General features: G+C 69.3%; 26 protein-coding genes. 13 read left to right on the top strand and 13 right to left on the bottom strand.

Annotated elements, in window-relative coordinates:
* Positions 1–14 precede the first annotated feature (14 nt).
* From C1746_RS08000 to C1746_RS07985, 4 genes are all read right to left on the bottom strand, one after another.
* Complete coding sequence (locus C1746_RS08000; RefSeq protein ID WP_116714104.1) at positions 15–1,457, bottom strand: ABC transporter substrate-binding protein; 1,443 nt, start codon at positions 1,455–1,457, stop codon at positions 15–17.
* A 111-nt stretch (positions 1,458–1,568) separates the two neighbouring features.
* Positions 1,569–2,375: a DeoR/GlpR family DNA-binding transcription regulator gene (locus C1746_RS07995; RefSeq protein ID WP_116714103.1), complete on the bottom strand. Its 807-nt coding sequence runs from the start codon at positions 2,373–2,375 to the stop codon at positions 1,569–1,571.
* A gap of 109 nt (positions 2,376–2,484) precedes the next feature.
* Positions 2,485–2,898 (bottom strand): VOC family protein, encoded by a 414-nt coding sequence (locus tag C1746_RS07990; protein ID WP_116714102.1) that lies wholly within the window; start codon positions 2,896–2,898, stop codon positions 2,485–2,487.
* 55 nt (positions 2,899–2,953) lie between these two features.
* Complete coding sequence (locus C1746_RS07985) at positions 2,954–3,304, bottom strand: metalloregulator ArsR/SmtB family transcription factor (RefSeq protein ID WP_116714101.1); 351 nt, start codon at positions 3,302–3,304, stop codon at positions 2,954–2,956.
* Between the two features lie 108 nt (positions 3,305–3,412).
* Between C1746_RS07985 and C1746_RS07980 the strand changes: the two genes are divergently transcribed.
* Positions 3,413–3,898: a heme-binding beta-barrel domain-containing protein gene (locus tag C1746_RS07980; RefSeq protein ID WP_116714100.1), complete on the top strand. Its 486-nt coding sequence runs from the start codon at positions 3,413–3,415 to the stop codon at positions 3,896–3,898.
* Positions 3,899–3,914: 16 nt separating this feature from the next.
* Here C1746_RS07980 and C1746_RS07975 read toward each other — a convergent pair whose 3' ends face one another.
* Both C1746_RS07975 and C1746_RS07970 read right to left on the bottom strand, forming a co-directional pair.
* Positions 3,915–4,433, bottom strand: coding sequence for a hypothetical protein (locus C1746_RS07975; RefSeq protein WP_116714099.1), 519 nt, complete (start codon positions 4,431–4,433; stop codon positions 3,915–3,917).
* A 105-nt stretch (positions 4,434–4,538) separates the two neighbouring features.
* Entirely contained in the window at positions 4,539–5,348 is an 810-nt protein-coding gene (locus C1746_RS07970; RefSeq protein WP_162867519.1) for an RNase A-like domain-containing protein, read from the bottom strand.
* 113 nt (positions 5,349–5,461) lie between these two features.
* Between C1746_RS07970 and C1746_RS07965 the strand changes: the two genes are divergently transcribed.
* Genes C1746_RS07965 through C1746_RS07955 form a run of 3 tightly spaced genes read left to right on the top strand, consistent with a single transcriptional unit; the run spans position 5,462 to position 7,620 of the window.
* Entirely contained in the window at positions 5,462–6,403 is a 942-nt protein-coding gene (locus C1746_RS07965; RefSeq protein ID WP_116714097.1) for an oxidoreductase, read from the top strand.
* Entirely contained in the window at positions 6,403–7,014 is a 612-nt protein-coding gene (locus C1746_RS07960; RefSeq protein WP_116714096.1) for a TetR/AcrR family transcriptional regulator, read from the top strand. Before C1746_RS07965 ends, C1746_RS07960 begins: the two co-directional genes overlap by 1 nt.
* Before the next feature lie 33 nt (positions 7,015–7,047).
* The gene (locus C1746_RS07955; RefSeq protein ID WP_116714095.1) at positions 7,048–7,620 is read left to right on the top strand and encodes a methylated-DNA--[protein]-cysteine S-methyltransferase; all 573 of its coding nucleotides are present in this window, start codon (positions 7,048–7,050) and stop codon (positions 7,618–7,620) included.
* A gap of 85 nt (positions 7,621–7,705) precedes the next feature.
* On the opposite strand, the gene C1746_RS07950 is transcribed toward C1746_RS07955, so the two are convergent.
* Both C1746_RS07950 and C1746_RS07945 read right to left on the bottom strand, forming a co-directional pair.
* Complete coding sequence (locus C1746_RS07950; protein WP_116714094.1) at positions 7,706–8,938, bottom strand: MFS transporter; 1,233 nt, start codon at positions 8,936–8,938, stop codon at positions 7,706–7,708.
* Positions 8,939–9,022: 84 nt separating this feature from the next.
* Positions 9,023–10,387, bottom strand: coding sequence for an MFS transporter (locus C1746_RS07945; RefSeq protein WP_162867518.1), 1,365 nt, complete (start codon positions 10,385–10,387; stop codon positions 9,023–9,025).
* A gap of 92 nt (positions 10,388–10,479) precedes the next feature.
* Here C1746_RS07945 and C1746_RS07940 point away from each other — a divergent pair, with 92 nt between their 5' ends.
* Together C1746_RS07940 and C1746_RS07935 are read left to right on the top strand one after the other, a co-directional pair.
* Positions 10,480–11,607, top strand: coding sequence for a GGDEF domain-containing protein (locus tag C1746_RS07940; RefSeq protein ID WP_162867517.1), 1,128 nt, complete (start codon positions 10,480–10,482; stop codon positions 11,605–11,607).
* A 102-nt stretch (positions 11,608–11,709) separates the two neighbouring features.
* On the top strand, positions 11,710–12,498 hold the full coding sequence (locus C1746_RS07935) for a GntR family transcriptional regulator (RefSeq protein ID WP_116714091.1): 789 nt from the start codon (positions 11,710–11,712) through the stop codon (positions 12,496–12,498).
* 48 nt (positions 12,499–12,546) lie between these two features.
* On the opposite strand, the gene C1746_RS07930 is transcribed toward C1746_RS07935, so the two are convergent.
* On the bottom strand, positions 12,547–13,896 hold the full coding sequence (locus C1746_RS07930; protein ID WP_116714090.1) for an MBL fold metallo-hydrolase: 1,350 nt from the start codon (positions 13,894–13,896) through the stop codon (positions 12,547–12,549).
* A gap of 190 nt (positions 13,897–14,086) precedes the next feature.
* Between C1746_RS07930 and C1746_RS07925 the strand changes: the two genes are divergently transcribed.
* The 3 genes from C1746_RS07925 (at position 14,087) to C1746_RS07915 (ending at position 17,278) form a co-directional block, all read left to right on the top strand.
* Complete coding sequence (locus tag C1746_RS07925; protein ID WP_476702726.1) at positions 14,087–14,791, top strand: DUF8091 domain-containing protein; 705 nt, start codon at positions 14,087–14,089, stop codon at positions 14,789–14,791.
* Between the two features lie 67 nt (positions 14,792–14,858).
* Complete coding sequence (locus tag C1746_RS07920) at positions 14,859–16,097, top strand: Zn-ribbon domain-containing OB-fold protein (protein ID WP_116714088.1); 1,239 nt, start codon at positions 14,859–14,861, stop codon at positions 16,095–16,097.
* Complete coding sequence (locus tag C1746_RS07915; RefSeq protein ID WP_116714087.1) at positions 16,097–17,278, top strand: thiolase family protein; 1,182 nt, start codon at positions 16,097–16,099, stop codon at positions 17,276–17,278. Before C1746_RS07920 ends, C1746_RS07915 begins: the two co-directional genes overlap by 1 nt.
* Positions 17,279–17,300: 22 nt before the next feature.
* Here the strand turns inward: C1746_RS07915 and C1746_RS07910 are convergent, their stop codons facing one another.
* From C1746_RS07910 to C1746_RS07895, 4 genes are read right to left on the bottom strand one after another with little or no spacing between them, the layout of a single operon-like run.
* A complete protein-coding gene (locus C1746_RS07910) occupies positions 17,301–17,798 on the bottom strand; it encodes a VOC family protein (RefSeq protein WP_116714086.1) in 498 nt (165 codons plus the stop codon).
* Positions 17,795–18,214, bottom strand: coding sequence for a nuclear transport factor 2 family protein (locus C1746_RS07905; protein WP_116714085.1), 420 nt, complete (start codon positions 18,212–18,214; stop codon positions 17,795–17,797). The genes C1746_RS07910 and C1746_RS07905 overlap by 4 nt, the downstream gene beginning before the upstream one ends.
* Before the next feature lie 57 nt (positions 18,215–18,271).
* Positions 18,272–19,915: a phosphotransferase family protein gene (locus C1746_RS07900; protein WP_162867516.1), complete on the bottom strand. Its 1,644-nt coding sequence runs from the start codon at positions 19,913–19,915 to the stop codon at positions 18,272–18,274.
* A 47-nt stretch (positions 19,916–19,962) separates the two neighbouring features.
* The gene (locus tag C1746_RS07895) at positions 19,963–20,955 is read right to left on the bottom strand and encodes a hypothetical protein (RefSeq protein ID WP_116714083.1); all 993 of its coding nucleotides are present in this window, start codon (positions 20,953–20,955) and stop codon (positions 19,963–19,965) included.
* Positions 20,956–21,016: 61 nt separating this feature from the next.
* Here C1746_RS07895 and C1746_RS07890 point away from each other — a divergent pair, with 61 nt between their 5' ends.
* The 4 genes from C1746_RS07890 to C1746_RS07875 all read left to right on the top strand — a co-directional run bounded on the left by C1746_RS07890 (position 21,017) and on the right by C1746_RS07875 (position 24,847).
* On the top strand, positions 21,017–22,573 hold the full coding sequence (locus C1746_RS07890) for an AMP-binding protein (protein ID WP_116714082.1): 1,557 nt from the start codon (positions 21,017–21,019) through the stop codon (positions 22,571–22,573).
* Positions 22,574–22,576: 3 nt separating this feature from the next.
* Positions 22,577–23,683, top strand: coding sequence for an Rv3169 family protein (locus C1746_RS07885; RefSeq protein ID WP_116714081.1), 1,107 nt, complete (start codon positions 22,577–22,579; stop codon positions 23,681–23,683).
* A 64-nt stretch (positions 23,684–23,747) separates the two neighbouring features.
* On the top strand, positions 23,748–24,428 hold the full coding sequence (locus C1746_RS07880; RefSeq protein WP_162867515.1) for a DUF433 domain-containing protein: 681 nt from the start codon (positions 23,748–23,750) through the stop codon (positions 24,426–24,428).
* Between the two features lie 23 nt (positions 24,429–24,451).
* The gene (locus tag C1746_RS07875) at positions 24,452–24,847 is read left to right on the top strand and encodes a PIN-like domain-containing protein (RefSeq protein WP_116714079.1); all 396 of its coding nucleotides are present in this window, start codon (positions 24,452–24,454) and stop codon (positions 24,845–24,847) included.
* Positions 24,848–24,870: the final 23 nt, after the last annotated feature.

Here is a 24,870-nt window from a genome sequence, read left to right as displayed (position 1 = left end):
GACGGCCGGAGAGATCACGACTCGAAGGTCGCGTCCAGGGTGTCGCAGATGTTGGCGCTGAAGTCGTCCAGCGAGCGGTCGCCGGCGATCACGGCCTCGATCTCAGGCGCGAGTGCCGTGTCGAAGGCCGGCCAGTTGCCCTCCCACAACGGGCCCTCGGCGGTCGGGTCTTCGCTCAACCCGTTGATGAACGCCTGGTTGTTCTCCGGGGGTGTGTAGGTCAGGAACTGGTCGATGGTCTCCTCGTCGTCGGTCCGCGAGGGGATGTTGGCACCCAACTCGGCAACCTGCGTCTGCACCTCGGGGCTGGTGAGTCGGGTCACCAGCTCGAAGGCCTCCTCGGGGTGCTCGGTCTCGGCGTTGACGACGTAGGCGCCCCAGAACAACCAGTTGCTCGGGCCGCCGGGACCGTCGGGCAGCTTGACGACGTCCCAGTCGAAGGAGGCGCTGGCACGGGTGCCGGGGGTCGCCCATCGACCGTTCATGAACATGCCGACGTTGCCGGCCAGGTACGGGGGCTCGGCGTCCTCGCCGTAGGGGACCGTGAGCTCGTCACCGTACAGGCGCTGCATGAACTCGAGGCCCTGGATGGACTCCTCGGAGTCGACGGCACATGCGGTCCGGTCATCGGTGAAGAACGACCCTCCAGCGGCGTTGATGAAGTAGCCGGGGTTGGCCCACCAGTTGTTCATCCCGAAGCCCTGGATCTCGGGTCCCAGGTCGTTGATGGCCTCCGCGGTCGCGCGGAAGGTGTCCCAGTTCCACTCGCCGGCCTCGGCCAGCTCACGGGGGTCGTCCACGCCGGCCTCGTCGATGAGATCGAGGTTGAGGTACAGGGCGAAGGTGGAGACGTCTCGCGGCAGGCCCCAGAGCGCTTCGCTGGACTCGGCGGTCTCCGGGTCATACGTCAGGAACTCCATCGGGCCTTCGTAGTAGGCGTCGTCGCCGGCGTAGGCGTCACTGCCGCTGGCCAGGTCCCGGAGGTTGAGGATCAGTCCTCGCTGGGCGAAGTCAGCGACGTCCGTGCCGGGGATCCAGAACACATCGGGCGCGGTGCCGGAGGCCAGCTCCGTCCGCAGCACGTCCTGGTAGTTCGACCCCTCGCTGCCCCCTGGTTCGTACTCGAGCGTGGCCGCGTCCCAGGCCGAGTCGATGTCCTCGCTGACGCCCGAGTAGACGTCGATCTCAGCCTGGTTGTCGGGCCGGGTCCGCCAGCGCAGCGCCACACCATCACCTGATGCCTCGTCACCGGAGTCGTCCCCCTCCTCGACCTCCTCGCCGCCGTCATCGTCAGCTGCGTCGGCGTCCTCGTCCGCCGTGTCGTCCTCGGCCGCAGCTTCTTCGGTGGCGTCGTCACCGGACCCGTCGTCTCCGGAGTCGTCGGCTTCGTCGGTGCTGCAGGCCGCCGCGATAAGGGCGAGCAGGGCGATGATCGCCAGCAGTTTCAATCGGCTCATGTCGTTCCTCCGTGGGCGGGCGCAGCCCGGTGCCGCGTCCGGTAGAAGGCGAATGTCTAAGGCACTTTCCAACGCTTGTCAAACGGCACGCGCTCTTTCCCTACGGTCGCGCTAGTTGGCCACGTGGACATCGACGCCTGAGCCCTCGAGTTCGGTGACGACGGCCTGGTCGGCCCGGCCATCGGTGACCAGCACGTCGATGTCCCCCACGCCGCAGATCCGCGCCAGTGCAACCCCACCCAGCTTGCTCGAGTCGGCACACACGACACGACGGGTGGCCGCTCCGATCATCCGGCGCTTCACGTCGGTCTCCGGGAGGTTGGCGTTCGTGACGCCGCCGTCGATGTCGATCCCATTGCAGCCGATGATCGCCCACTTCGCCGTGATCTGGTCCAGCACCAGGGCGGCCAAGGGGTCCACGAGGGAGTGCTGGCGAGGTCGGAGGGTGCCACCAGTCACGACGACGGTGATTCGGGGGGCGCTCGACTCGAGTGCCATCGCGATCGTCAGGCTGTTGGTGAAGACCATCACGTCGCGCAGATCGTCACGATCGGCCATCGCGTGAGCCACCGCCGTCGTGGTGGTTCCGACGTCGAGGATGACGGTCTCGCCCGACCCGATCATGCCTGCGGTGTGACGACCGATGGCCTTCTTCTGGGCGACGTTGGCTGTCTGTGCCTCCTCGAAGGCCGGCTCCGGCCGGCCGGCCGAGCGGGACACCGCTCCTCCACGGACCCGCCGCAGCAGGCCGCGTCGAGAGAGGTGCTCGAGGTCCGTGCGGAGGGTGACCGTCGAGACCTCGAACTGCTCCGCCATCTCGGTGACCCGAGCGAACTCGCGCTGGTCCACGTAGGCGAGGACCCGCTCGCGACGCAGCCGTGCAGGGAGTGGTGTGGTCGGCGGTGGGCTGCTGCTCATGCCCCGCACCGTAGCGAAGGCCTTCGATTGCTGTCGAATGGGTGCCGATCGAAAGCGTGGTCAGCTTGCGATCAGGACATGGGATGCCGCAGCCGACGCGGTCGAGGAGTCACGGTCGATCCGTGATCTGCTGAACAGCCCACCGGGCTCCGTCAGGGTCGGTGAAGCTGACGAACCCGCTGTTGTTGAGGTCGTCATCGTCCGTGGCCGTCCGCTGGACACCATCCATGCCGAAGAACATGATCGGCGAGGCGTCGACCCCTCTGCCTATGAGCTCTCGGCGGGCCGCGCGGAGGTCGCTCACGACGAGTTGCATGCCGTGGACGGTCCCGGGGGCAGAGCCGGACTGCTGTCGGCTGACCTGGATCGAGCAGCCGGAACCGGGCGGCGTCAGCTGTGCGAGGCGACCCTCCCCCTCCCCCATTGCGAAGTCCAGGATGAAGCCGACCTGGTCCCGGTAGAACGCGATCGCCGAGTCGACGTCGCTGACCGGGATCTGGATGACCTCCAACGTCCAGTTCACGACGAGACCCCGACGGGCTCACCCGGGTCGCCTATGGCAGTGGAGTTGGTCGTGCTCACGATTGGTCCCTCTCATCTGCGATGGAGCGGTCATCGAGGTCGGCGAGGACGGCATCCAGTCGCTGATACCTGGCCTCGACTCTGCGCTGATACCGATCGATCCACTTGGTCATCAGGGTGAACACCTCCGCGTCGAGGTGGGCCGGGCTGGTCCGCGTTGCGCCGCGCGTGACCAGTCCCGAGCGCTCGAGGACCTTCACGTGCTTGGAGATCGCCTGGACCGACATGTCGAAGGGCTCGGCCAGCTCACCGATCGTTTCATCGCCGTCGGCGAGTATTTCCACGATCTTGCGCCGAGTGGGGTCGGCCAGGGCGGCGAATGCCAGGTCCAGCGCAGCTTCGGCCACGTGATGGCTCCCTTCATCGTCAACTGTTCGGTTGACAACAACCTACTCCGGCGGTCAGACGTTTGTCAACCGCCTGGTTGATGAGTCGATGATCTAGGGTGTGGGGCCATGGCGCCCGACCTGCATCCCGACCTGGCCACCTCGGCCCCGCTGCTGGGGGCGTGGGAGGGCCACGGGCACGGCGACTACCCGACGATCGATGCGTTCGACTACTGGGAGCGGGTGGAGTTCGGACACGTCGGCAAGCCGTTCCTGGCCTACACCCAGAAGACGCGCCTCAGCGTCGGGGGCGAGCTCGGTCGCCCGCTGCATGCCGAGATGGGGTACCTCCGGGCCGTGGGGCCCGACAGTCAGGTCGAGTTGGTCGTGACGCAGCCGACCGGGATCAGCGAGGTGCACGCCGGCCGGTGGGCAGACGGGTCTCTTGAGCTGACGATGCTCTCCGTCTCCGGGACGCCGACGGCGGTGGAGGTGGCGGCGGTCCGACGTGAGTTCACCCTTGCGGGCGACGTGCTCAGCTACCGGTTCTTCATGGCGACCGGCGGCCATCCGCTGCAGCTGCACCTCGAGGCGGAGCTCCACCGCGTGTCGTAGGGGGCAACGGCTGTTGTCAGCCGCCAGTCCGGGGCAGGGGGAAGGGCACCTCGCGAGGCTCCAGCCACCCGAGCTCGAGACATGCCCACAAGCCGATCATCACCGCGTCCGCGGTGTCATGACGGAGTGGTCCGGTGGGGTTGGCTGCGGCGTCCCGTCCCGCAATCGTTCGGGACCAGCGGATGACCTCGTCGGCGCGCTGCACCGCAATCGCCTTGGCGGTGGCGGCAGGCTGCCGCTCGCGAGGCTGGAACAGGACGGATCGCCAGCGCTCGGGACTCACGTCAAGGGCCCGGGCCCCCTGTCGGTTGGCTGTGCGATGCCACATCTCCCCCATCTGCCGGTCACCCTCGACCACCACGGCGACCACCATCGGGTGTTGCGCGATGACGCCGCGAGCCAACGACTTCAGCGCCCTGCGCGACCCGACGTGGGTCGACCGGTAGGACACGACGAACGCCGAGCCAGGCCCGCCGCGCCGCCACACGCAGATCCCCGTCCGCAGACCCAGATCGACCGCCACCAACGTCTCCACACCCGCGACCGTAGAGCCTGGCCAGGTGCGCATGAGAACACGAGACCAACCGTGTGGACTCCGACGGTCCGCCGAGCGGGGACATGCGCACGCTCGACCCGGGACCTACGTGTGACAACCAGTCGTGTGGTCGCCGTCGATCGGGAAGGCAGTCGTGATGCGGAAGGGCAGCTCTGCGGGCAGCGGCACCTGTACCCGCGACGGCGGATCGAGCACCAGTCGGATGGTGTCCGAGGGGCCGGCCAGCGAAGCACCTCGGTAGAGCACACGCCCGACTGGCAGCGCGAACGCAACCGTGCACACCAGCCGACGCTCGGAGGCATCGAAGAACCACGTTCGGAGCTCGCGGTCGAGGCACAGCAGGGCTGAACCCACGGCTCGCTCCGCCACCTCCAGGTCCGGGAAGGTGGATGCCACGGGCAGAGACTCATCGGCAGCCCGGGCGGCCAACGCCTCGTCTGACTGGTTGACGTGCCGCTGGATGGTGTGGCCGCCGACATCCTCGTGCGCCGGCAGGTCGATGGGTTCCACCGGGGTAACGGTGCACCCCGGTTCGGGATTCGGCTCCGCCACACCATCACCGGAGGAGGCACCATCCGGGGCTCCGGCGGCGAGGCCACGGATCACGTCCATCCCGCCCTCCGCCAACTCCCCCGCCGCCGCCGCGACCGCGTCGATGGTCTGCCCAGCATCGCCCGCTGAGGCAGCGCCCCACACCTCGATCAAGGCAGCCTCCGGCACGATTCCGGGTAGGGCCCTGGCCAGCTCCGGCAGCGCCCCTGACGTCGCACCACCCGTCACCATCAGACCCACCATGACCGCGGCCAGGGAGCGACCTGCGCGGGCCCCCCTCGAGCGCCCGCGATTTCCCGGGCGGCCAGCGTCCCGCCCGGTCTCACCTCGCAGTACAGCCATCCGATGACCGTACGGGACACCCCGCCGCAGCCGGCCGAGTTGTCCACAGGCGCACGGCTGCGTATGATGAATGAACGATCATTCAGTACCCGAGAGACCAGGACGAGCGCGACATGTGGACCACCTCGGACATCCCCGACCAGACCGGACGAACCGCTGTGATCACCGGAGCCAACGGCGGTCTCGGACTGGCCACCGCGAAGGCCCTGGCCGCCAAGGGCGCCCACATCGTGATGGCTGCCCGAAACCAGGACAAGGCACGGGCGGCACAGGACGAGATCCTCGCCACGACACCAGAGGCCTCAACCGAGATCGTGGAGTTGGACCTCGGGTCCCAAGCCTCGGTCAAGCAGGCGGCCACCACCATCCTCGCGGCACACCCGACGATCGATCTGCTGATCAACAACGCCGGGCTGATGGCGATGCCCGAACGCCAGACCTCCGATGGCTACGAGATGCAGTTCGGGGTCAACCACCTGGGCCACTGGACGCTGACGGCCGGCCTCCTGGCGGCGCTGGTCGCGACTCCGGGAAGCCGGGTGGTCACGGTGTCCTCCACCGCACAGCACACCGGGAAGCCGATCGACCCGGACAATCCGCACCTGCGGGATGGCGCATACGGGCCTTGGAGGGCCTACGGTCAGGCGAAGCTGGCCAACCGACACTTCGCAGAGGGGTTGCAGGTCGAGTTCGAGCGGCACGGCGCGCAAACCTCGAGCTTGGCCGCTCACCCGGGCCTGACCAACTCCGACCTGCAGTCGACCACGGTCGCCGAGAACCCGGGCAACCGGTTGGGTCACGTCTTCCACCGCATGGTCCAGGCGACGGGGATGGACGCCGAGACCGGAGCCCTCTCGCAACTGCGTGCGGCCACGGATCCCGACGTCCCCGGCGGCGGCTTCTACGGACCGCTCTGGGTCACGACGGGGCCGCCTGTCCGGAAGCCCCTGGTCCGTCCTGGGTCCGGGGCCGCCATCCGGACGCTGTGGGAGGTGTCAGAGCGCGAGACCGGCGTCGCACTCGACGTCGCCGCGGCCCTCGACGCGGACCGCTGATGGCGGTCGGTCCATCGGACCGTGCGGCAGCCATCCGGTCGGCCGTCCGCTCACTGGTGGCCGACCGGGGATTCCACGGCGCCTCCATGAACGCCATCGCGAAGACGGCGGGCGTTGCCACGGGGACGGCGTACACCTACTACACCGGCAAGGACGAGCTGCTGCTCGCCGCGTACGCGGAAGCCAAGCGAGACCTGGGTGAGGCAGCCGTGGCAGCCGCGGCCGGCACCGACGGGCTGCGCGAGCGCTTCACCGCGTTGTGGTTGGGGGCGTACCGGCACCTGGCTGAGCATCCGCCGGTCGCTCGCTTCCTGGTGCAGGTCGACAGCTCCCCGTACCGGCAGCAGTCGGATGAGCGGGTCCACGCCGACCAGGGGGACCCGCTCGTGATGGAGTTGGCCACCTCCGGACTGCGTGACGTCTTCGTCGAGCTGCCCGACACGGTCCTCTACGACCTCGGGTTGGCCCCCGCCGTCCGGCTGGCTGCCAGCGAGACGTCACTGACCGACGCCGAGCTCCAAACCGTCGCAGTCTCCTGTTGGCGCGCCGTGACCGGGGGTGCGGCGACGTCAGGTGCGGCTGGGGAGAGTGCGGTGACCGAAGACCGCTAAGCCTCCGACTGGCCGGCAGTAGCCTGTTCCACAGTGGCCACCTCCTCCTATCGGCTCTTCGACACACCACTCGGCTGGTGCGGCATCGCCTGGCAGGGCGAGCGGATCACCCGGTTCGTCGTCCCCAGCATCGACGCCGAACGAGCTCGCCGCCGGCTGACGACGGGCCGGCGCGGGGTCCACGCCGATCACGAGAACCAGATGGAGGAGGTCACGCCGGAGCAGACGCCCGCCTGGGTGGACCAGGTCATCGACCGGGCGACCGAGCACCTCAACGGGCGGCTGACCGACTTCCAGGAGGTGCCCCTCGACCTCTCCGGCCTGGCCGACTCGGCGCAGGCGGTGTACGGCGCGACCCGTGCCATCCCTCCAGGCCAGACCCGCACCTACGGCGAGATCGCCGAGATGATCGGGCAGCCGGGCGCCGCCCAGTCCGTCGGCACGGCGATGGGCCGCAATCCCGTTCCGCTGCTGGTCCCCTGCCACCGGGTCGTGGGAGCGGATGGGAGGCTGGTGGGGTTCAGCGCGGACGGTGGCACGGCGCTGAAGCGCCGTCTGCTGGAGCTCGAAGAGGCAGCGGTCGTGGCCCAGCGCACGCTCTTCTGACGACGTCGTCCGACCTCGTCGCGAACCCTGGCGGACCCAACGTCGACCGGGCCGCCATGCCGGCGGACCCAGACGTCGACCGGCCCTACTGGACCGGGAGTGGGGAGAGCGGCGCGCCCACCCCGTCCTCGTCCAGCCGGCGAGCAGCACGCCAGGCCAACGGACTGAAGACAGCCGCCGCCGCGCCGGAGAGCACCAGTACCAACTGGACCCCAAGGGCGGCGGCCAGCGCCGGCGCGAAGATCACCGGGACGATGCCGGCGCCAGCCGCCACCATGCCGAAGGCACCCATCACCCGGCCGACGTAGGCCGGGGCGCTCCCTCGCTGGGCCAGGGTCCGGCTCATGGGCAGTGACATCCCCAGCGGCACCGACCACAGCACGGCGCCCACCACAACCCACACCAGCGACGCGGTGCCGGTGTAGACCATCGCGCCGACTCCGGCGGCCGAGGACAGCAGGATGTTGCCGCGGAAGCTGGTCCAGCGTCCGTGGCTCCGCTCCAGGATCACGGAGCCCGCGAACAGGCCGACGCCGAACACGACGTTGACGTACCCGATCGCCTCCACGCCGGTGCCGAGCACGTCCCGGAAGAAGAGCGGCTCCGGGGCGATGAACACGCCGAACGCCACGCCGACCAAGGACTGCAGGTACAGCGTCAGCCGCACCGGCGGCGTGCGCCACGCGTACCGGAGGCCCTCGGTGATCTCGGACAGACCCGATCCGCTGGACGACTCGCTCGCGGCGAGTCGGGGGTCCAGGTGGACGCGGAGCACCATCGCGATGGCCGCAAGGGACGTGAGCGCGTCGAGGATGAAGACGCTGTTGATCGAGAAGGCGCCAGCCAGGAGCGCGCCGACACCGGGCCCGATCACGAGCGCCAGCCAGTTCGCGCCCTCAAGCCGAGCGTTCGCTTGCTCGAGCTGGTCCGGGCCCACCATGACCGGCGGCAACGAGGTGATGGCGGTCTCGAGCGCGGACCCGGCCATCCACGACACGAATCCGATCGCGATGAGCGATGTCATGTCGTCGGCCAGGATCAGGGCGAGCGAGGAGGGGACCACGACGAACTCGGTGACGATGACCATCCGCCGCGCGTCGAACCGGTCGACCAACGCCCCGCCGACGAGGCTGCCGACGATCGCACCGGTGCCGATCACGGCACTCATGACGGCGAGCTCGGTGGGCGTTCCGTCGAAGACGAACGCGGCCTTGCCCCACAGGCCGATGAAGAACGCTGCCTCCGCCCCCGCACTCGACACCAATCGAGCCAGTACGACGTTCCAGACCTGTGGCGCCAGTGTCGTCCTGGTTGCCATCAGCCGACGGTACCAGCGACCTGCGACGCTGCTGGAGGTGACCTGGATGACCGCCTTACTGGGCGACGACGGTGGGAGGGCGCCTTACGAACCGGCCTCCGCCAGAGCGCGCTGGGTGGCGACGCCAGCCCGATGGCCCGAGACGGCCAGCCACGCACCGGTCGCAGGCAGCACGGCACTGCAGGCGAGCGCCACCTCCAGGGACACCAGATCACTCAAGCCCCCGATGAGGGCCGATCCTGCCGCACCCCCGGCGAACTGGAGCATGTTGTAGACGCCGAGCGTGACGCCGAGGGTCCCCTCCGGCGCGGCCGTGGTCACCCGATCCGTCATGGCCACCTGCGCACCGCTGAACCCGATCGACCCGCCGGCAAGGCCCAACACGATGAGCGGGAGGACGTGGTTGCCGGCCGAGGCGATCAGGATGGTGGAGGTGGAGATCGCTGCCGCCGTCCCCGCGACCCGGAAGTGGCCGAACCGGCCGGTCAGCGCTCCCGCCACCCGCGAGCCGATGGCCCCCAACGCCGCCGCGGGCAGGAGCGCCAAGCCGATCTGCAGGGGTTGCCACCCGAAGGCATCGGCGATCATGACCGGTGTTGCGAAGAGGGCACCGAAGTACCCCGCCAGGCAGAGGGCGGCGACGCCGGCACACCGTGCGATGACCGCGTTCCCGACGACGGACTGTGGGATGAACCCCTCGGGCTCACGACGGATCCACCACGCGGCCGCCGGCCCCATCGTCAGCAGCAGCAGGGCACCGACGGCACCCACCACCCCACCAGCCGAGGGGGCTTGGAGCAGCAGGAGGAACCCGGTGATCCCCAGCGCCGACGTGGCGGCCCCGATCCCGTCGAAGCTCCCCTGTCCGCGGTCGCTGGGGGCCAGAGGGAGGATCGAGGGGATCAGGAGGATGCCGAGCGCGGGAACGGCGAAGACCCAGCGCCAGCCCAGCAGGGCCTCCATCCCGCCACCGATGACAGGCCCGGAGCCGCTGACCGCCGAGACGACGGCTGTGATCGAGGCGTAGATCGCCGTTCGCGCCTCACCGGTGAACCGAGTTCCGACGATGCCGTTGGCGAGCACGGGGACGGCCCCGGCGCCGATGCCCTGGATCACCCGCCCGGCCAGCAGCACCCCGAACCCTGGCGCGGCACCGACCATGATCGAGCCGATCGTCATCATCGTGATGCCGATGACGAGGGGACGGCGCAGCCCGACCAGGTCGGCCACCCTGCCGAACGTGGCCGTCGCCACCGCGAACGTCAACTGGAACACGGCGAAGATCCACGCCGAGTCGCTGACCGTCAGATCCAGTTCCTCCCGGACAACCGGGATCGCAACCGCGACCGCACTGGATCCGACGACCGTCAGTGCGACGAGGGTGCCGAGCAGGGTGGCGACGCGGCGCTCGGATGGCAGATCCGCTTCGACGGCGTGGGGTGACGGCACGGACGAACAGTAGCGCTGCCCCGGGGCCGCTCGACGACGTGGCCCGATCCTGGCCGGTTGGTCGGGCTCGACCCTTCAGGCGGCAGCCTCGCGTGCCGATCATCACTGCGATGATGCCGCTCCATCACCTGGTCGGGCTGCGCCGAGAGCGCCGACAGGGAGATAACGACCGCCGCCGCGCTGGCGTCGCGACTGATCGACGTCGGTCGGGGACGGCCACACGGGTGTTGGCTCCGCAGGCGCAATCACAGGTGCTGCTGCGAAGTGCCAAGGGTCTGGCGTTCGTTGCCCTGCTGGTCCTGACGCCGTTCACCGTCAACAACTTCCTCGAGGGCCGACTCCTGCTCGGCCTCGGGTCAGGTCTCATCGTCGCGCATCTGGCGTTCAACGCCTGGACCATCACCCGCCACGACCGGTACCACCATGGCGCAACGCTGGTCATTCTCGTGCCAGCCCTGATCTTCTTCCTCCACCAGTCGGTGATCATCCAGGGCGTGATCGGGATCTTGTGGTGCTTCCCGGCCGCGGTCTCGTTCTTCTTCATGCTTCCCTGTCGTCAGGCGGCGCTGGCCAACCTGGCCCTGATCGGTGTTGTTGTCCCGACCGCGACGGCCACCCTGGACCCCAGCATCGCCCTGCGGTTCGCGGCGACCCTGATGCTGGTCGTCCTCTTCACCGGGACGTTCGTCAAGTTGCTGATGACGCAGGAGGAGGAGCTGCGGAACCAGGCGGTCACGGACCCCATGACCGGGCTGCTGAACCGGTCGCTGCTGACCAGCACACTGACGGAGGCCATCGAGCGACGTGACCGCCGCGACGATCAGATGACGCTCCTGGCCTTGGACATCGACCACTTCAAGCGGATCAACGACAGCGCCGGCCACGACGTCGGCGACGCCGTCATCCAAGACGTCGCGGCCGTCCTGCGAGAGGGCGTGCGTGACACCGACTCCGCCTTCCGCATCGGCGGGGAGGAGTTCGTGATCCTGATGCCCGCCACCGGTCCCGAGGGCGGCACGGTGGTCGGTGAGCGCCTGCGGTCCCGCATCGAGGCCGAGACCGCCGATGCCCGGTTCCCCGTGACGATCAGCGTCGGCATCGCCGGTGTGGTCGACCGCGACACGCCTGAGGGCTGGCTCAAGCGGACCGACGAGGGCCTCTACGAGGCGAAATCCCAGGGTCGCAACCGCGTCGTGGTGGCCGAGCCGGTCGCTGTCTGAGCCAGCGTCGCCACCTGCTGGCGCAGCCCTGCCGGGTACGGGGGATCGCAGCCGACCGCGCGCGCCCGTGCGACATACTTGGCGGGACCACGAGTGGAGAGGATGAGCGACCGCGTGACCACGGACGACCGGGTGTCGCTGGACGCCAGCGCCGACATCCCCCTGTGGCAACAGGTCCTCACCGATCTCGAAGCACGGCTCGACGCCGGCGAGTTCACCACGCGGTTCCCGACCGATCGTGAGCTGGTCGAGCGGTACGGCACCTCCCGGCACACGGTGCGCGAAGCCGTCCGGCACCTGAAGGCTCGTGGTGTCATCGAGCGGGAGCGCGGCCGCGGCAGCGTCGTCACCGCGCCGTCAGGCATCGCCCAGCCCATGGGAGCCCTCTACAACCTCTTCCAGACCGTCGAGGAGGCCGGGTACGAGCAACGCAGCCGCGTTCTGGCGCTGGACCTCCGAGCCGACGCCCGTGCCGCCGAACGGTTCGGCCTGGAGCCGGGGACACCTCTGGTCCACCTCGAACGGCTCCGCCTGATGGACGACGACCCGTTGGCCCTGGACACCGCCTGGATCACTCCTGACATCGGCCGTCCGCTGCTCGACGCGGACTTCGAGCACACGTCGCTGTACGACGAGTTGGCGGCTCGCACGGGTGTCCGTCCGACTGGCGGGTTCGAGAGCCTGAGCGCCGTCATGCCCGACGCCGCCACGCGCGAGGTGCTCTGCCTGGAGGCTGACGAGGCCGTGATGCGCATCAACCGCCTCACCAGCCACGCAGGTCGGACGATCGAGTGGCGCCTGACGCTGCTCCGGACCTCACGCCTGGCCTTGGTCACGGCTTGGCCGGACCAGACGGGACTGGCCGGTCAGGTCGTCACACCCTCCGACTGAGGCCCGCGCTGCCGGGACATCTCGGACAGGGCTCCTCGGGCAGGGCTCCTAGGACGTGGTGGCGGGTTCGAGGTCGGGTGCACCAGCACCCGAGAGGACGATGGGGCGGTGGCCGTCTCGCGCCACCAGGGACGCGGCGATGGAGGCTCGACGGCCAGAGCCGCACACGATGAGGACCGGGGCAGAGGTGTCGATGGCCGCTGGGGTCCCGTGCTCGGCCAAGTCGGGCAGGAAGCGCTCCACAGCTCCGCCGAGGGGCGTGTCGGCGTGCTCATTGGGCTGGCGGACGTCGAGGACCTGGGCGCCGTCGTCGAGCAGTGCCCGGGCCTGGTCGACGTCGACCAGGCTGAAGGTGGCCAGGGCGGCGTCGGTCAGGTCGGTGATGACCCCGCGGAGGTCGTCCATGCCGACCTGCGCCAGCTGCGTGGCTGCCTCGCGGACTGACTCCTCGTCCCCAGACCGCGCGACCAGGACGAGGGGGGCGTCGTGACCGGCGAGGTGTTCGGTGAGCCAGGCGGTCCACGAGCCGAAGTCGTCGGTCAGCTCCACCGTCAGGGATCCCTCGAGGTAGCCGGCAGCCTGCTCAGCCCGTGGTCGGATGTCCACGACGGCGGTGTCAGCGGGGAGGGTCTGCAGGGCCGCGACCGTCATCGCGGGGACGCCATCGGTTCGCCGCTCGGGGACGCCGAAGGTGTTGGACGGACCCATGTACCGGTAGAAGGCCGGGACGGGCATCGGCTGGGCGAGCAGCAGATCGGCCAACGCCTCGGGGCTCTCCGTCTGCAGCACCGGGTTGCTGACCTTCTCCTCGCCGATCGTCGAGGTGTACTGGCCGGCGCCACTGATGGTGCAGAACGAGCCGGCACCGTGCGTGGGTAGCAGCTCCACCGCGTCCGGCAGTTCGGCCAGCCGGTTGACCGAGCGGTGCTGGAGCTTGCCGAGCGAGCGAGCGCGGGCCATGCCGAGCAGGTCGGGTCGGCCGGCGGACCCGACCAGCAGGCTTCCGCCGCTGAACACCGCCACCGGCGCATCATCGATGAGGACGACGTAGCTGGTGTGCTCCGGTGTGTGACCCGGCGTGTGGATCGGCCGGATGCCGAAGCCGGGACCCTCCAGATCCTCCAGGTGGTAGGCGGCGGTGTGGTCGTAGGCCGGCGCAGCAGCGGCCGGGAGGACCAGCTCCGCCCCGGTTCGGCGAGCGGCGTCGACGCCACCGGAGATGTAGTCGTTGTGCAGGTGGGTCTCCAGGATGAAGCGGACCTGGACGTCCGCGGCCTCGGCAACGGCCAGGAACCGGTCGATGTCACGCTGCGGGTCGACGAGAACGGCCGATCCCTCGTGGATCATCAGGTAGGTCTGGTCACCCAGACCGGGAGTGCGGAAGGACTCGATCTTCATGGCTGGTCTCCTGTCCGGTGATTCAGCTCGTTGGGTACAGGCCGCGGTGGCGAGCGTGCGCCTCGAGGGAGCAGAGCCCGGGCGCGCTCGACCAGACTCAGTCCGAAGATATGTACGGACAATTTACCAACCGGGCTTGGCCCTGCCAAGGCTGCGTCGACGCGAACCGTTCCCGACGTAGCGTCGTGACATCGCACGCTCGACGGTCGACCCCGCCCCAGGTGGCAGCCCGCACATCGGAACCCTCAACGAGGGATCGCTGCACGCGGCCCTGAAGGAGGTCTACCGCCAGCCGGGCGATGTCGAGGAGGCTCCGTTCGGCGCCTTCGTCATCGACCTGGTGCGAGATCTCGGCGATGTCCGGCAACTCATCGAGGTCCAGACCGGCTCCTTCGCGGCAATGGGAACCAAGCTCGACCACCTGCTGGGTGAGCATCCGATGCTGATCGTCCACCCCATCGCGGTCACCACCCGGCTGCAGTTCCCCGACGGCCGCACGCGCCGCTCGCCGCGCTCGGGGTCGATCCTGAGCCTGCTGGAGGAACTGGTCAGCATCCCGACGCTGCTGGACCACCCGAATCTGACGGTTGATGCGGTGCTGGTGGACGTGACGAAGGTCCGCGCTCGCGATCCACGGGCTCGACGCGGGCGGGGTGGGTACCGCACGATCGACACCCGATTGGACCGGGTGATCGGGACGCACCACTTCGCCGGGACCCGCGATCTGCTCGACCTGCTCCCGGCTGAGCTGCCGGCCGAGTTCACCACCCTCGACGTGGCCCGGGTGGGTCGGATGAGCCGAGCCGATGCTCAGCGCCTGGCCTACTGCTGCCACGCCGCCGGTCTGGTCACACGAGTTCGGCGAACGCAGCAGGGGTACCACTACCACCGCTGACCGCCGTGCTTGCCAACCGTTTGTTTGAATTGGCAGGATTGGTGCCGAGCGACACGAGGAGTCGGGTATGACAGGCGCGGACGGCATGGCGCTGGTCGACGCGGGTCTGGCGCTTCCGACGTGTCGTCCGTCCGGGCGTGGTGGCCGGACCGCAGCCGCCGCGTACGACGAGGACGTCGTCACGCTCGGTGCGATGGCGGTCCTGGACGTGCTGGAGCGAGCGTCCGCCCAGCCGACCGCGCTCCTGCTCGCCACGACCTCCTCCCCGTTGGCGGAGGGCGGCGTGGCCCAGGAGATCGCCGAGCTCACCGGTCTCGCCGGCCCGGCCCTGCACGTGGCCGAACACGGGGGCACCGTCGCCGCCGGCTTGGGAGTCCTCCCCCACGCCGCTGGGGTCCTGGCGACCGTGGGCGGTCCGGTCGTGGTCGTCGCCGCCGAGGATCGGCGGGATGCCCGGGAACGACCCCTCGGCGCAGGGGCGATCTGCCTGGTCCTCGATCACACGGGTACGGCGGGGAGGCTGCGCTGGGTCGCCTCCTCGGCTGAGCTGGTCCGTGATCAGTGGCGACCCTGGGACGAGCGGGGCATCCGGGATGGCGACCGGGCGTTGGCGGGTGCCGGTGCGAGCCCCCCGCGGCCCGACCAGCCCGAGACCGTCATCAGCGCCGGGCCCCGCAGCCCGCGACTGGACGGCGCCGGCGTGCTCGGATGCGCCGCGCCGCTGACTGCCGGCCTCCTGGCCGCTGCTGACGCCAACCCCGACGACGTCGTGCGACTGGTCAGCCGGGCCGGCGGCGTCCAGCACACCGTCGACCTGACGGTCGGTCGGACGACCGGTGTGGTTGGCAAGCGCATCCAGGCGGTCCTCGACGCTGGCATCGACCGTCCGCCACCCAGGGCGGCCGGGACGGCGGGGTTCGAGCCCTTCACCTCCGGCCCTCGCGCCTGGCGCGAGCGCGGACAGGACCTGCGGTTGGAGGCCCAACGGGACCGCCGGACGGGTGAGACGATCTTCCCAGCCGTCCCGGGCAGCGCCGGCCGGGAACTGGACCAGGTACTGCTGAGCCGAACGGGCCGCGTCCTGACCATGACCACCGACCGGGTCTACCCCTACGGCGGTCCAGTCCAGATGGTGGTGGTGGAGCTGGACGACGGCGGCCGCTTCTACGGTCAGGCTGTGCCCGAAGCGCCACCACTGGAGATCGACGATCCGGTGCACCTGGTGCCTCGCACCCTCTACACCGTGGACGGGCTGGCCCAGCGGTACTGGAAGGTCGCGCCCGCCACTGTGGAGGCGTCTGGGTAGTGCCGATCGCCGGAGACGTCGCCATCGTCGGCCTCGGGGTCACGCCGTTCGGGGTGCTGACGGAGACGGGCTACCTGGATCTGGTCGCCGATGCATCGTTTGCCGCCCTGGCCGACGCCGGACTGCAACCCGAGGACCTGGACGCGGCCTGGTTGGGCACCGCCGAGCCGCTGCTCGCTGGCCTGGTCGGCGACAGCGCCGCCGCCGTCGCCGAGGCACTCCGGCATCCCCTACCGGCATCGCGGGTGTCCAACTTCTGCACCAGTGGGATGGAGGCCGTGCGGCACGCCGCCATGGCCGTGGCGGCCGGTGAGGCCGAGGTCGTCCTGGCGGTCGGCGCCGAGAAGATGCGGGACGTCACGCCCCGCGAGTCGCTGGTGGCCAAGACCTCCAACCAGACCCATCCGACGTTGTCCAAGGGCCGCACGGCGCCGGGGCAGTTCGCCCTCATCGCCAACCGCTACCTGCACGTCCACGGCGAGGATCCGGCGGCGCTGGCGCAGGTCGCCGTGAAGAACCACCGACACGCCACGCGCAACCCGAAGGCCCACTACCGGACCGAGGTCACCGTGGAGGAGGTGACCAGCGCTCCACGCGTGGCCGATCCCCTCGGACTGCTGGACTGCACTCCGACGACCGACGGTGCGGCAGCGGTCATCGTGACCAGCCGGGACTGGGCCGAGCAGCACGCACGCCAGTACGCCCTCATCGACGGTGTCGGCCTGTTCACCCTGGATGGCTACTTCGCGATGCACACGCGCAGCCACAACGACTTCCTGGGCTTCGAGGCGACCCGGCGGGCGGCCGCCATCGCCTACGAGCAGGCCGGGATCACCAGCCCGCGTGACGAGCTCGATGTGGTCGAGTGCCACGACTGCTTCACGATCACCGAGATCGTCAACACCGAGGACCTCGGCCTGGTGGAGCGCGGCGGCGGCGTGGATCTTCTGCGATCCGGAGCAACCAGCGCCGGTGGTGACATCCCCGTCAATCTGTCGGGTGGCCTGCTCTCCTGCGGACACCCGGTCGGCGCCACGGGCGTCCGGATGGTGGCCGAGATCGCCGACCAGGTGATGGGCCGTGCCGGCGACCGGCAGGTCCCCGGCGCCACTCGTGGGTTGGCGCACACCCTCGGCGGGCCAGGCGCCATCTCGGCCGTCATGGTGCTGTCAGCGCCATAGGCCAGCGTCTCCGAGGGAGCGCTCAGTCGATCGAGGGCGCGCCGGCCAGCCAGCCCATCAGCCCCGGGCGGCGCGCGGCGTCGAGCAACTCGATCTGCGGGCCGTGCTGCAACTGGTGGCAGGCGAAACCAGCGGCCTCGGGGCCGGCTCCCAGCGTCGCGACGAGCGGCGCCCCGGCCGTCGCCAGCCGCGTCGACTGCTCAGCCAGGTCCGGCGCCCACAGGCCCAGGTGGTGGAACGCCCAGCCGTGACCGTCCGGCACCGAGAACACGGTGTCTGCCTGCCCCTCGATCAACTCGATCAGACAGGGGCCACTGACCGGGCTCGAGTAGACGAAGCGCAGCGCCACGTCCTGCCGCGACTCAGGTGTCCGAACCGCCAGGTCCCGGACTTGCACGCTGGCCCACTGCAGGCCCAGCAGGTCGCTGAACTCCGCCATCGCCGCGTCCAGGTCCGTGACGACGAAGGCGACGTGGTAGGCCTCGATGTGGCCCCCTGTTGCAGATGAGTCGGCGCTCACCCAACGCTCCCGTCCAGCCGGAGCGTCCGCTGGGCGATGGCCCAGTGGTCGCCGTCCCGCTCCAGGACATCGGTGTACCGGGCGGTGGTCGGCAGGCGCAGCGTCCCCTCCTCCGTCGAGCCGAGCAGCAGGTAGCAAGCCGCGGTGACCCGGTCCGGCCCGTCGGGGTCCATCATGATGTTGGTGATCAGGTGGCGACGCTGCGCCGCCTCGGTGGCCGCGCGGCGAGCCCGCATCGAGGCGACGATCTCGTCGCGCCCGCGCATCTGGGTGGGCATGTCGCCGATTCCGCCATCGATCGTGAAGACGGCGTTCTCGGTGAAGCACCGGGCCAGCATCTCGAAGTCGCCCTGGTCGTAGGCGTGGCCGTAGCGGTTGAGGGTGTCGATCACGGCGAGTCGGTCGGTGGCATCCATGGGGGCTCCTTGGTCGGGCTGTTGGTATCCGGGCGTCGGGCGCCTCCGCAGGCGTGGTCAGGCGGCGCTGCCGGCACGCAGAGCGGCGAGGTCGGTCTCGATCTGCCAGGCCAGCAGCTGCTCGACGGCGATCTGCAGGTCCGGGTGTGCGGGGGTGTCGGCCAGCCACGCCTGGACGTCGCGCAGCGCCTCCAGATGGGCGTCGCGCTGCGCGATCAAGGTGGCCACAGAGGTGTCGTCGACCGGGGTGGCGAGCACGGCGGCGGCACGAGGCACCCGACCCTGGCTGGCTGCGGAGGCCTCCTCCAGCACGGTCCGAACCCGGGCGATCAGCGTGGTCAGGTCAGCAGCGCTCCACTCGATGCGGGGGGCCAGGTTGTCCAGCAGTTCGGCCGTGGCCCGCAGTTGCGAGCGCACGAAGGGATCGGGGTCTGTGACCTGCGCAAGGACGTCCCGGACGGCCTCGGCGGCTCCGCGCAGGAGTCGTTCGGGTGTGTTCTGCATCATCGTGGCGTCTCCTTCTGCGTCCTCGCCGTCGGGATCGCTGGTGTCCGGTGTGCCCGATCGGGCCGACGGCGTTGCTCGCAGACCCAACTCCTCCGCCAGGAACTTCATGAGGTGCCCAGACTGATGGCCCATGTTCGCCAGGCGCGTGTCGTGGGTGCGGCCGCTCTGGAAGGCCTGCGTGGCCTGCAGGTAGGGGGCGAGCGCGCGGAGATGGCAGAACACGGTCCAGAAGCGGAAGACGGCCGGGTCAACCTCGAGGCCGGTGCGGTCGGTGTACCGCCTTAGCCCTTCGGCGATCGGCAGCAGCCGGCTCATCAGGCCCGACCGGCCCCCGTAGAGCTTCAGCGATGCCCAGGCAAGGTCGAACACCGGATCGCCGATGTGCGCCAGTTCCCAATCGAACACTGCGTTGATCAGCCCGTCGTCGCCGACCATGACGTTGCCGATCCGGTAGTCGCCGTGCACCAGGGCACGACGGCCGGACGTGGCGACGTTCCCCTCCAGCCACAAGACGGCGGCGTCGAGGAGTGGCTCGCGAACCATGGCGGAGCGCTCCACGACGTCAGCCCATCGGGCCACCTCTCCGCGAGCCAGGTCGTCGGTGTCCGCCCCGCTGTCGGAGAGGATCTCGGTGATGGCTGGCGGGACGACATCCGCTCCCGTGTGGCCGGGCGCCCCGGACGGTAGGGAGATGCCAGCACGCGGCGACCGTGGCCGTCGCTCGGTCGATCCCAGATCGATGGCGTGGATGTCGGCCAGCACGTCGACGAAGTGTCGCCCCAGCCGAGCCCGGGCCTCCTCGTCGGGAAAGACGCGCGGATCGTTGGGCTTCCACGGCACGGGCACGATTCCCGATACCTGGTCCATCACGTAGAAGGGGCGACCCAGCACCCGCCGATCGGTCTCCAGCCAGTGCAGGCCCGGTACGGGGACGCTGGAGCGGTCGAGGACGGCCCGATGCAGTTGGTGGTCTCGCCGCGCGTCGTACGGGGGCAGCAACCCCTCCGCCGGCTCGCGCCGCAGCGCGAAGCCGTGTCGCGTGGCCTGCTGGTCGCTGCGCCACTCGGCGGTGAACGTGTAGGTCTCCCAGGAGAAGCCCTCTGCATGCCGAGTCAGGTCGTGCACCGACAGGACCGTGGCCTTCAGCTTGTCCTGAATCCAGGCCGTCAGGGCCGCGCGTTCCGACGGCGTCACCGTCGGCCACCTGAGGTTGCTGCCGCCGTCACCGGACCCACTGGCTCTCAGATCAGGTCGGCCACGCCGGGGCCGACCAGGCGCTTGCCGATCTCGAGCACCCCGACCCCCGAGGCGCCGGTGTCGTCATCGGTGAAGTCGCACATGATCTGCTGGTCCTGATACGCCTTGGCCCGGTCCTTCGAGCGGAAGTTCAGGAAGAGTCGGGCGTACGGCTCGGCCAGGTGCGCGGTGATGGTCCGGGTGGCCCCGTCGGCCAGCCTCAAGCGGTAGGTCACGTCCTTCACGAGGTCCGGGAACGGTGTGTTGGGCTCCAGCCAGTAGGCGCCGGACCGGTCCACGTGGACGACGCCGGTGTTCGATCCCTCCACCGACACCCAGCCGCCGAACTTGGGGTGTGGGTAGGACGTCTCGTGCATCACGGTGCCCTGGACGTAGTTGTCCGGGAAGTTGGCGTTCAGCCAGTGATGTTCGATGAAGCTGTGGTCGTCGCGGAAGCCCCACGAGTGGTCGCGATTCCCGAAGCCGGCCACCTCGAAGGTGGTGCCGGCGTGTGGCCCGTCGTGTGCGGTGATGGTCCCGCTCATGGTCAGGCTCTGCTCGTAGTGGTGGAACGGGAAGACGGTGCGGCCCAGCTCTCCCATGCGCGAGGGTCCGGGGGCCTTCACGCCCTCGTCGAAGTCCCACGGGGCGAAGCGGGCCGTGAAGGTGATGTCGGCGTCGAGTTCGTCGGAGGTGTAGCGCAGCCGGAACTGCTCCATCGGGGCCTCCACGTCGAAGCGCAGCTTGCCGCCCTGCACCGGGACGAACCCTGCCAACTGCTGCGGGATCGGCTCGCGGCCGACCCAGCGGTGTTCCCAGCCATCGACGGTGAACTTGGCGGTGAAGATGCCTTCGCCCTGGGTCGGGCGCAGCGAGACGTGGAACAGCACCGCGATGCGGCGCTCGGGGTCGACACCGGGGAAGACCCAGTTCTCCTTCCACATCATGAAGGCCTGGGGCGGCACGGGATGTGGGAGGTCCTCACCGACGCTGATCATGTGTCTGTTCTACCGAACCCGACGTAGCCTGCCAAACGATTGTTTGGTAGAACCGGGGTCAATGAACATCGGCATGATCCCGGCGAAGTGGGCCGCCCTCGATCCCCACGCAGAGGCCATCATCGATGTCCCGAACGAGCGGCGGATCACCTTCCGCGACCTCGATGAGCAGGTTCGGCGGCTGGCCAACGGCCTGCGCGACGAACTCGGTCTGGACGCCGGTGACCGCGTCGCCATCCTGGCCAAGAACTCGATCGAGTACCAGACGCTGTACTTCGCCGCTGGCCGGGCCGGGCTGGTCACGCAACCGCTCAACTGGCGACTCGGGACCGCGGAGCTGGCCCGGATCGTCGGTGACGGCGAGCCACGTGTTGTGATCGTGGCCGGTGAGTTGGTGACGCAGGGCGCCGACCTGCACGACCAGGTACGGGTCGAGCACTGGCTGCAGTTCGGTCCGGGCGGCGACGGAAGCTACGAGGCGCTCCTCGAGCGGGCCTCGGACGACGAGCCGCCCTGGTCGGCCCAGGTCGGGGACGACGACCCGCTGTTCATCCTGTACACGGGCGGCACGACCGGTCAGTCGAAGGGGGCCCTGCACTCCCACCGCAGTGCCTACATGGCGATGGTGAACCAGACCGTGGCCGAGCGGATCGTACCGACCGACGTGTACATGCTGACCGGGCAGATGTACCACATCCCGGTGGTGCTCGCGATGAACTACCTGGCCCACGGGCGGCCGGTGGTGCTGATCAACTTCGAGCCCCAGCTGGCCCTGGAGGTCATCCAACAGGAGCAGGTCTCCGCCTTCCTCGGCATCACCACGATGCTCAACTGGATGATGGCGGTCGACGGCTTCGACACCTACGACCTCTCCAACCTGCGCAGCATCATGTACGGAGGCGGGCCGATGCCCTCGACGGTGGTCCGCAACGCCTTGGAGGCCTTCCCGAGCGACCTCCTGCAGGGATACGGCCAGACCGAGGGGACCACGATGACGTTCCTCTCCCCCGAGGTCCACCGCGACGCCGCCGCAGGGAGAAACGTGCACCGCCTGCGGTCGTGTGGCCGGGAGGGGTTCGTGACGCGGTTGCAGGTCGTGGATGTGCACGGCAACCCGGTGCCGCGCGACGCCCGGACGGCCGGCGAGATCGTCGTGCGGTCGGAGGCCAACATGCTGGGCTACTGGCGTCGGCCGGACCTGACGGAGGACACGCTGCGGGACGGGTGGATGTGGACGGGCGACCTGGCCACGTGGGACGAGGAGTCGTTCGTCTACATCGTGGACCGGGCCAAGGACATGATCATCTCGGGTGGGGAGAACATCTACTCGGCGCAGGTGGAGGAGGCCATCGCCCATCACGACGCGGTGCTCGAAGTCGCCGTGATCGGGGTACCGGACGACGAGTGGGGCGAGAACGTCCACGCCGTCGTGGTGTGCAAGCCCGGCGCGAGGACGACCGAGCAGGAGATCATCGACACCGCGCGGGAGCACCTCGCGTCCTACCAGAAGCCGAAGAGCGTGGAGTTCGTGGCCGAACTGCCGAAGGCGCCGACCGGCAAGATCCTCAAGCGGGAGCTTCGCAAGCCGCACTGGGATGACCAGGACCGGACGGTCTGAGCGGTGCAGCTGAACGCCTACGACGACTTCCCGTTCCACCAGGGCTTCGGGCCGCTCCACGTCCCAGCCACCTCCGACAGCCACTACCAGGACGGCTATTACTTCGCCTTCTACCGGCCGGGCCAGCACATCTTCTGCGGGCTCCGGCTGCACCCCAACACCAACGTGATGGATGGCTACGCCGGGTTGGTGACCGCCGGCGAGCAGCGCAACGTGCGTCTCTCCCGGGCGCTGCTGCCGGATCACGGGACCCTTGCCGTGGGTCCACTGCAGGTGGAGGTGATCGAGCCGATGCGACGGCAACGGCTGCGGTTGGCCGAGAACCCGACCGGGTTGACATTCGACGTCGAGACCACCCACTCGATGCCGCCGTTCCTCGAGACCGGCGAGGCGCAGTACCGCTACGGGCGACTGCACAACGACGTGTGTCGCTACACCCTGGCCGTCCGCGCCACGGGCTGGATGGAGCTGGACGGGGATCGGACGTCGGTTGATTCGTGGCACGGCTGCCGGGACCACTCCTGGGGGATTCGGTCGACGATGGGGCCCTACGTCCCGATCGGTGGGCATCCCATCCCCGACGTGGAGCGTGACCCGCGGGCCTTCCGGCTGTGGATCCCCTTCGAGATCGGCGACCTCGCCGGGTTCGTGCACACCCACGAGACGGCTGCCGGGCGGACGCTGGACCTCGAGGGGCGGGTGCACGGCGGGGTCTACGGTGCCGCGGGGCGGCCGGTTGTCGGACTGGAGCACGAGCTGCGCTATCACGAGGGAACCAAGCGGCTGTCGGGCGGCACGGTCCGGCTGACCGACGACGCCGGCGAGGAGCTGGAGTTGGCCTTCGACGTGGCCTGCGCCCCCGCCCATCCACAGGGCTTCGGGTACACCCGCGGCTGGTCCGACGGTGGCCAGCCGGGGGTCTACCGCGGCCTGGATGTCGCCGAGTCGGATCGGTTCCGCGCGGACGATCCGACGGCTTCTTTGGGGCCGGCGCATGTTCCGGCCGAACGCCGACTCGGCGGTACCGAGTTCGTCAGCACCATGACGATGCGCGGCCCCGCGGGCGAGGGCACCGGCATGGCCCACGTTGAGCACATGCTCTACGGCTGACCGCTGTCCACAGGCGGCATCTGTCGTCCGATGCGAAGTCACCCCATCGTGGTTCACTGGTGTCGTGTCTGCTGACGTGCATCCGGAGCTACTCCAGATCCTGGACCGCGAGTTGTACGCGGTGTCCGAGGCCGCGCGACTGCTGCGTCTCCCTCCCCAGACACTCCGGAACTGGATTCATGGATTCGATCGCGGTGCTCAGACCTATCCGCCGGTTCTCCGAGAGGAGCGAGAGGATGTGGGCGTCAGGTGGGGAGAGTTCGTCAGTGCCGCCTACCTGTCCTTTCTGCGCGACGATCGGCAGGTCTCCATCCAGCACATGCGGCTGGCGCTCGCCGGCCTCCGGTCCCGTCATCCAGAGGTTCGGTATCCGCTCGCGCACTTCCAGCCACTCACCACGGATGGAACGCTGCTGGCCGACGACGATGGAGCCGTCGAACTGGCGTCTACCGGTCAGCTGCTGATTCCGGCCGTCGTCGACCGCTTCGCGAACGCAGTTGTCTGGGAGCGAGACATTGCCCGACGCCTACGACCGGATCCGGAGAACCACCGCGTCATCGTCGACCCACTGCAGTCGTTCGGAATCCCCACGGCAGGGGGCATCCGGACCGAGATCCTCTGGGAGCTCTTCCAGACCGGCGAGTCCATGGCTGACATCGGTGGGCTCTACGATCTCGACCTGGCTGACGTCGAGGATGCGATCCGCTTCGAGTCAGCTCGTGGGGAGGCGCTGGTCGAGAGGTAGCCCTCTCGCGGCGGCTGGGTGGGATGGCCTACTACTTCGACGCCAGCATTCTCGGGCCGGCCATCGCCTTCGCCAGGTTGCGACCGGATGTGATCCATCCCGGGCACCCTGAGTGCCCGCCGGCCATCAGCCCGTCCACTCCGGATGACGAATGGCTGCCGATCGCGGGCCGGGAGGGTTGGATCGTGATCATGCGTGACAAGAAGATCCGAAGTCGGCCGGGTGAGCGCCGAGCTCTTCTCGACCATGGCGTGGCGGCTTTCTGCTTGACCACGAGCGGCAACAAGTCGAAGTGGCAGATGGCGCAGATCCTGATGCGTCATTGGGAGCGGATCGAAGAGGTCACGGCAGAGGTGCCCAGGCCGTTCATCTATGCCGTTACGCAACGGGATGTACGGCCGATCGTGCCTCGGTCGTAGCTGGTGCCGAATCCGACGGGGCG

This window comes from Euzebya tangerina, from assembly GCF_003074135.1.
Taxonomy (GTDB): Bacteria; Actinomycetota; Nitriliruptoria; order Euzebyales; family Euzebyaceae; genus Euzebya; species Euzebya tangerina.
The sequence above is the reverse complement of the archived record's forward strand: the minus strand, read 5'-3'. Positions and strand labels throughout refer to the sequence as shown.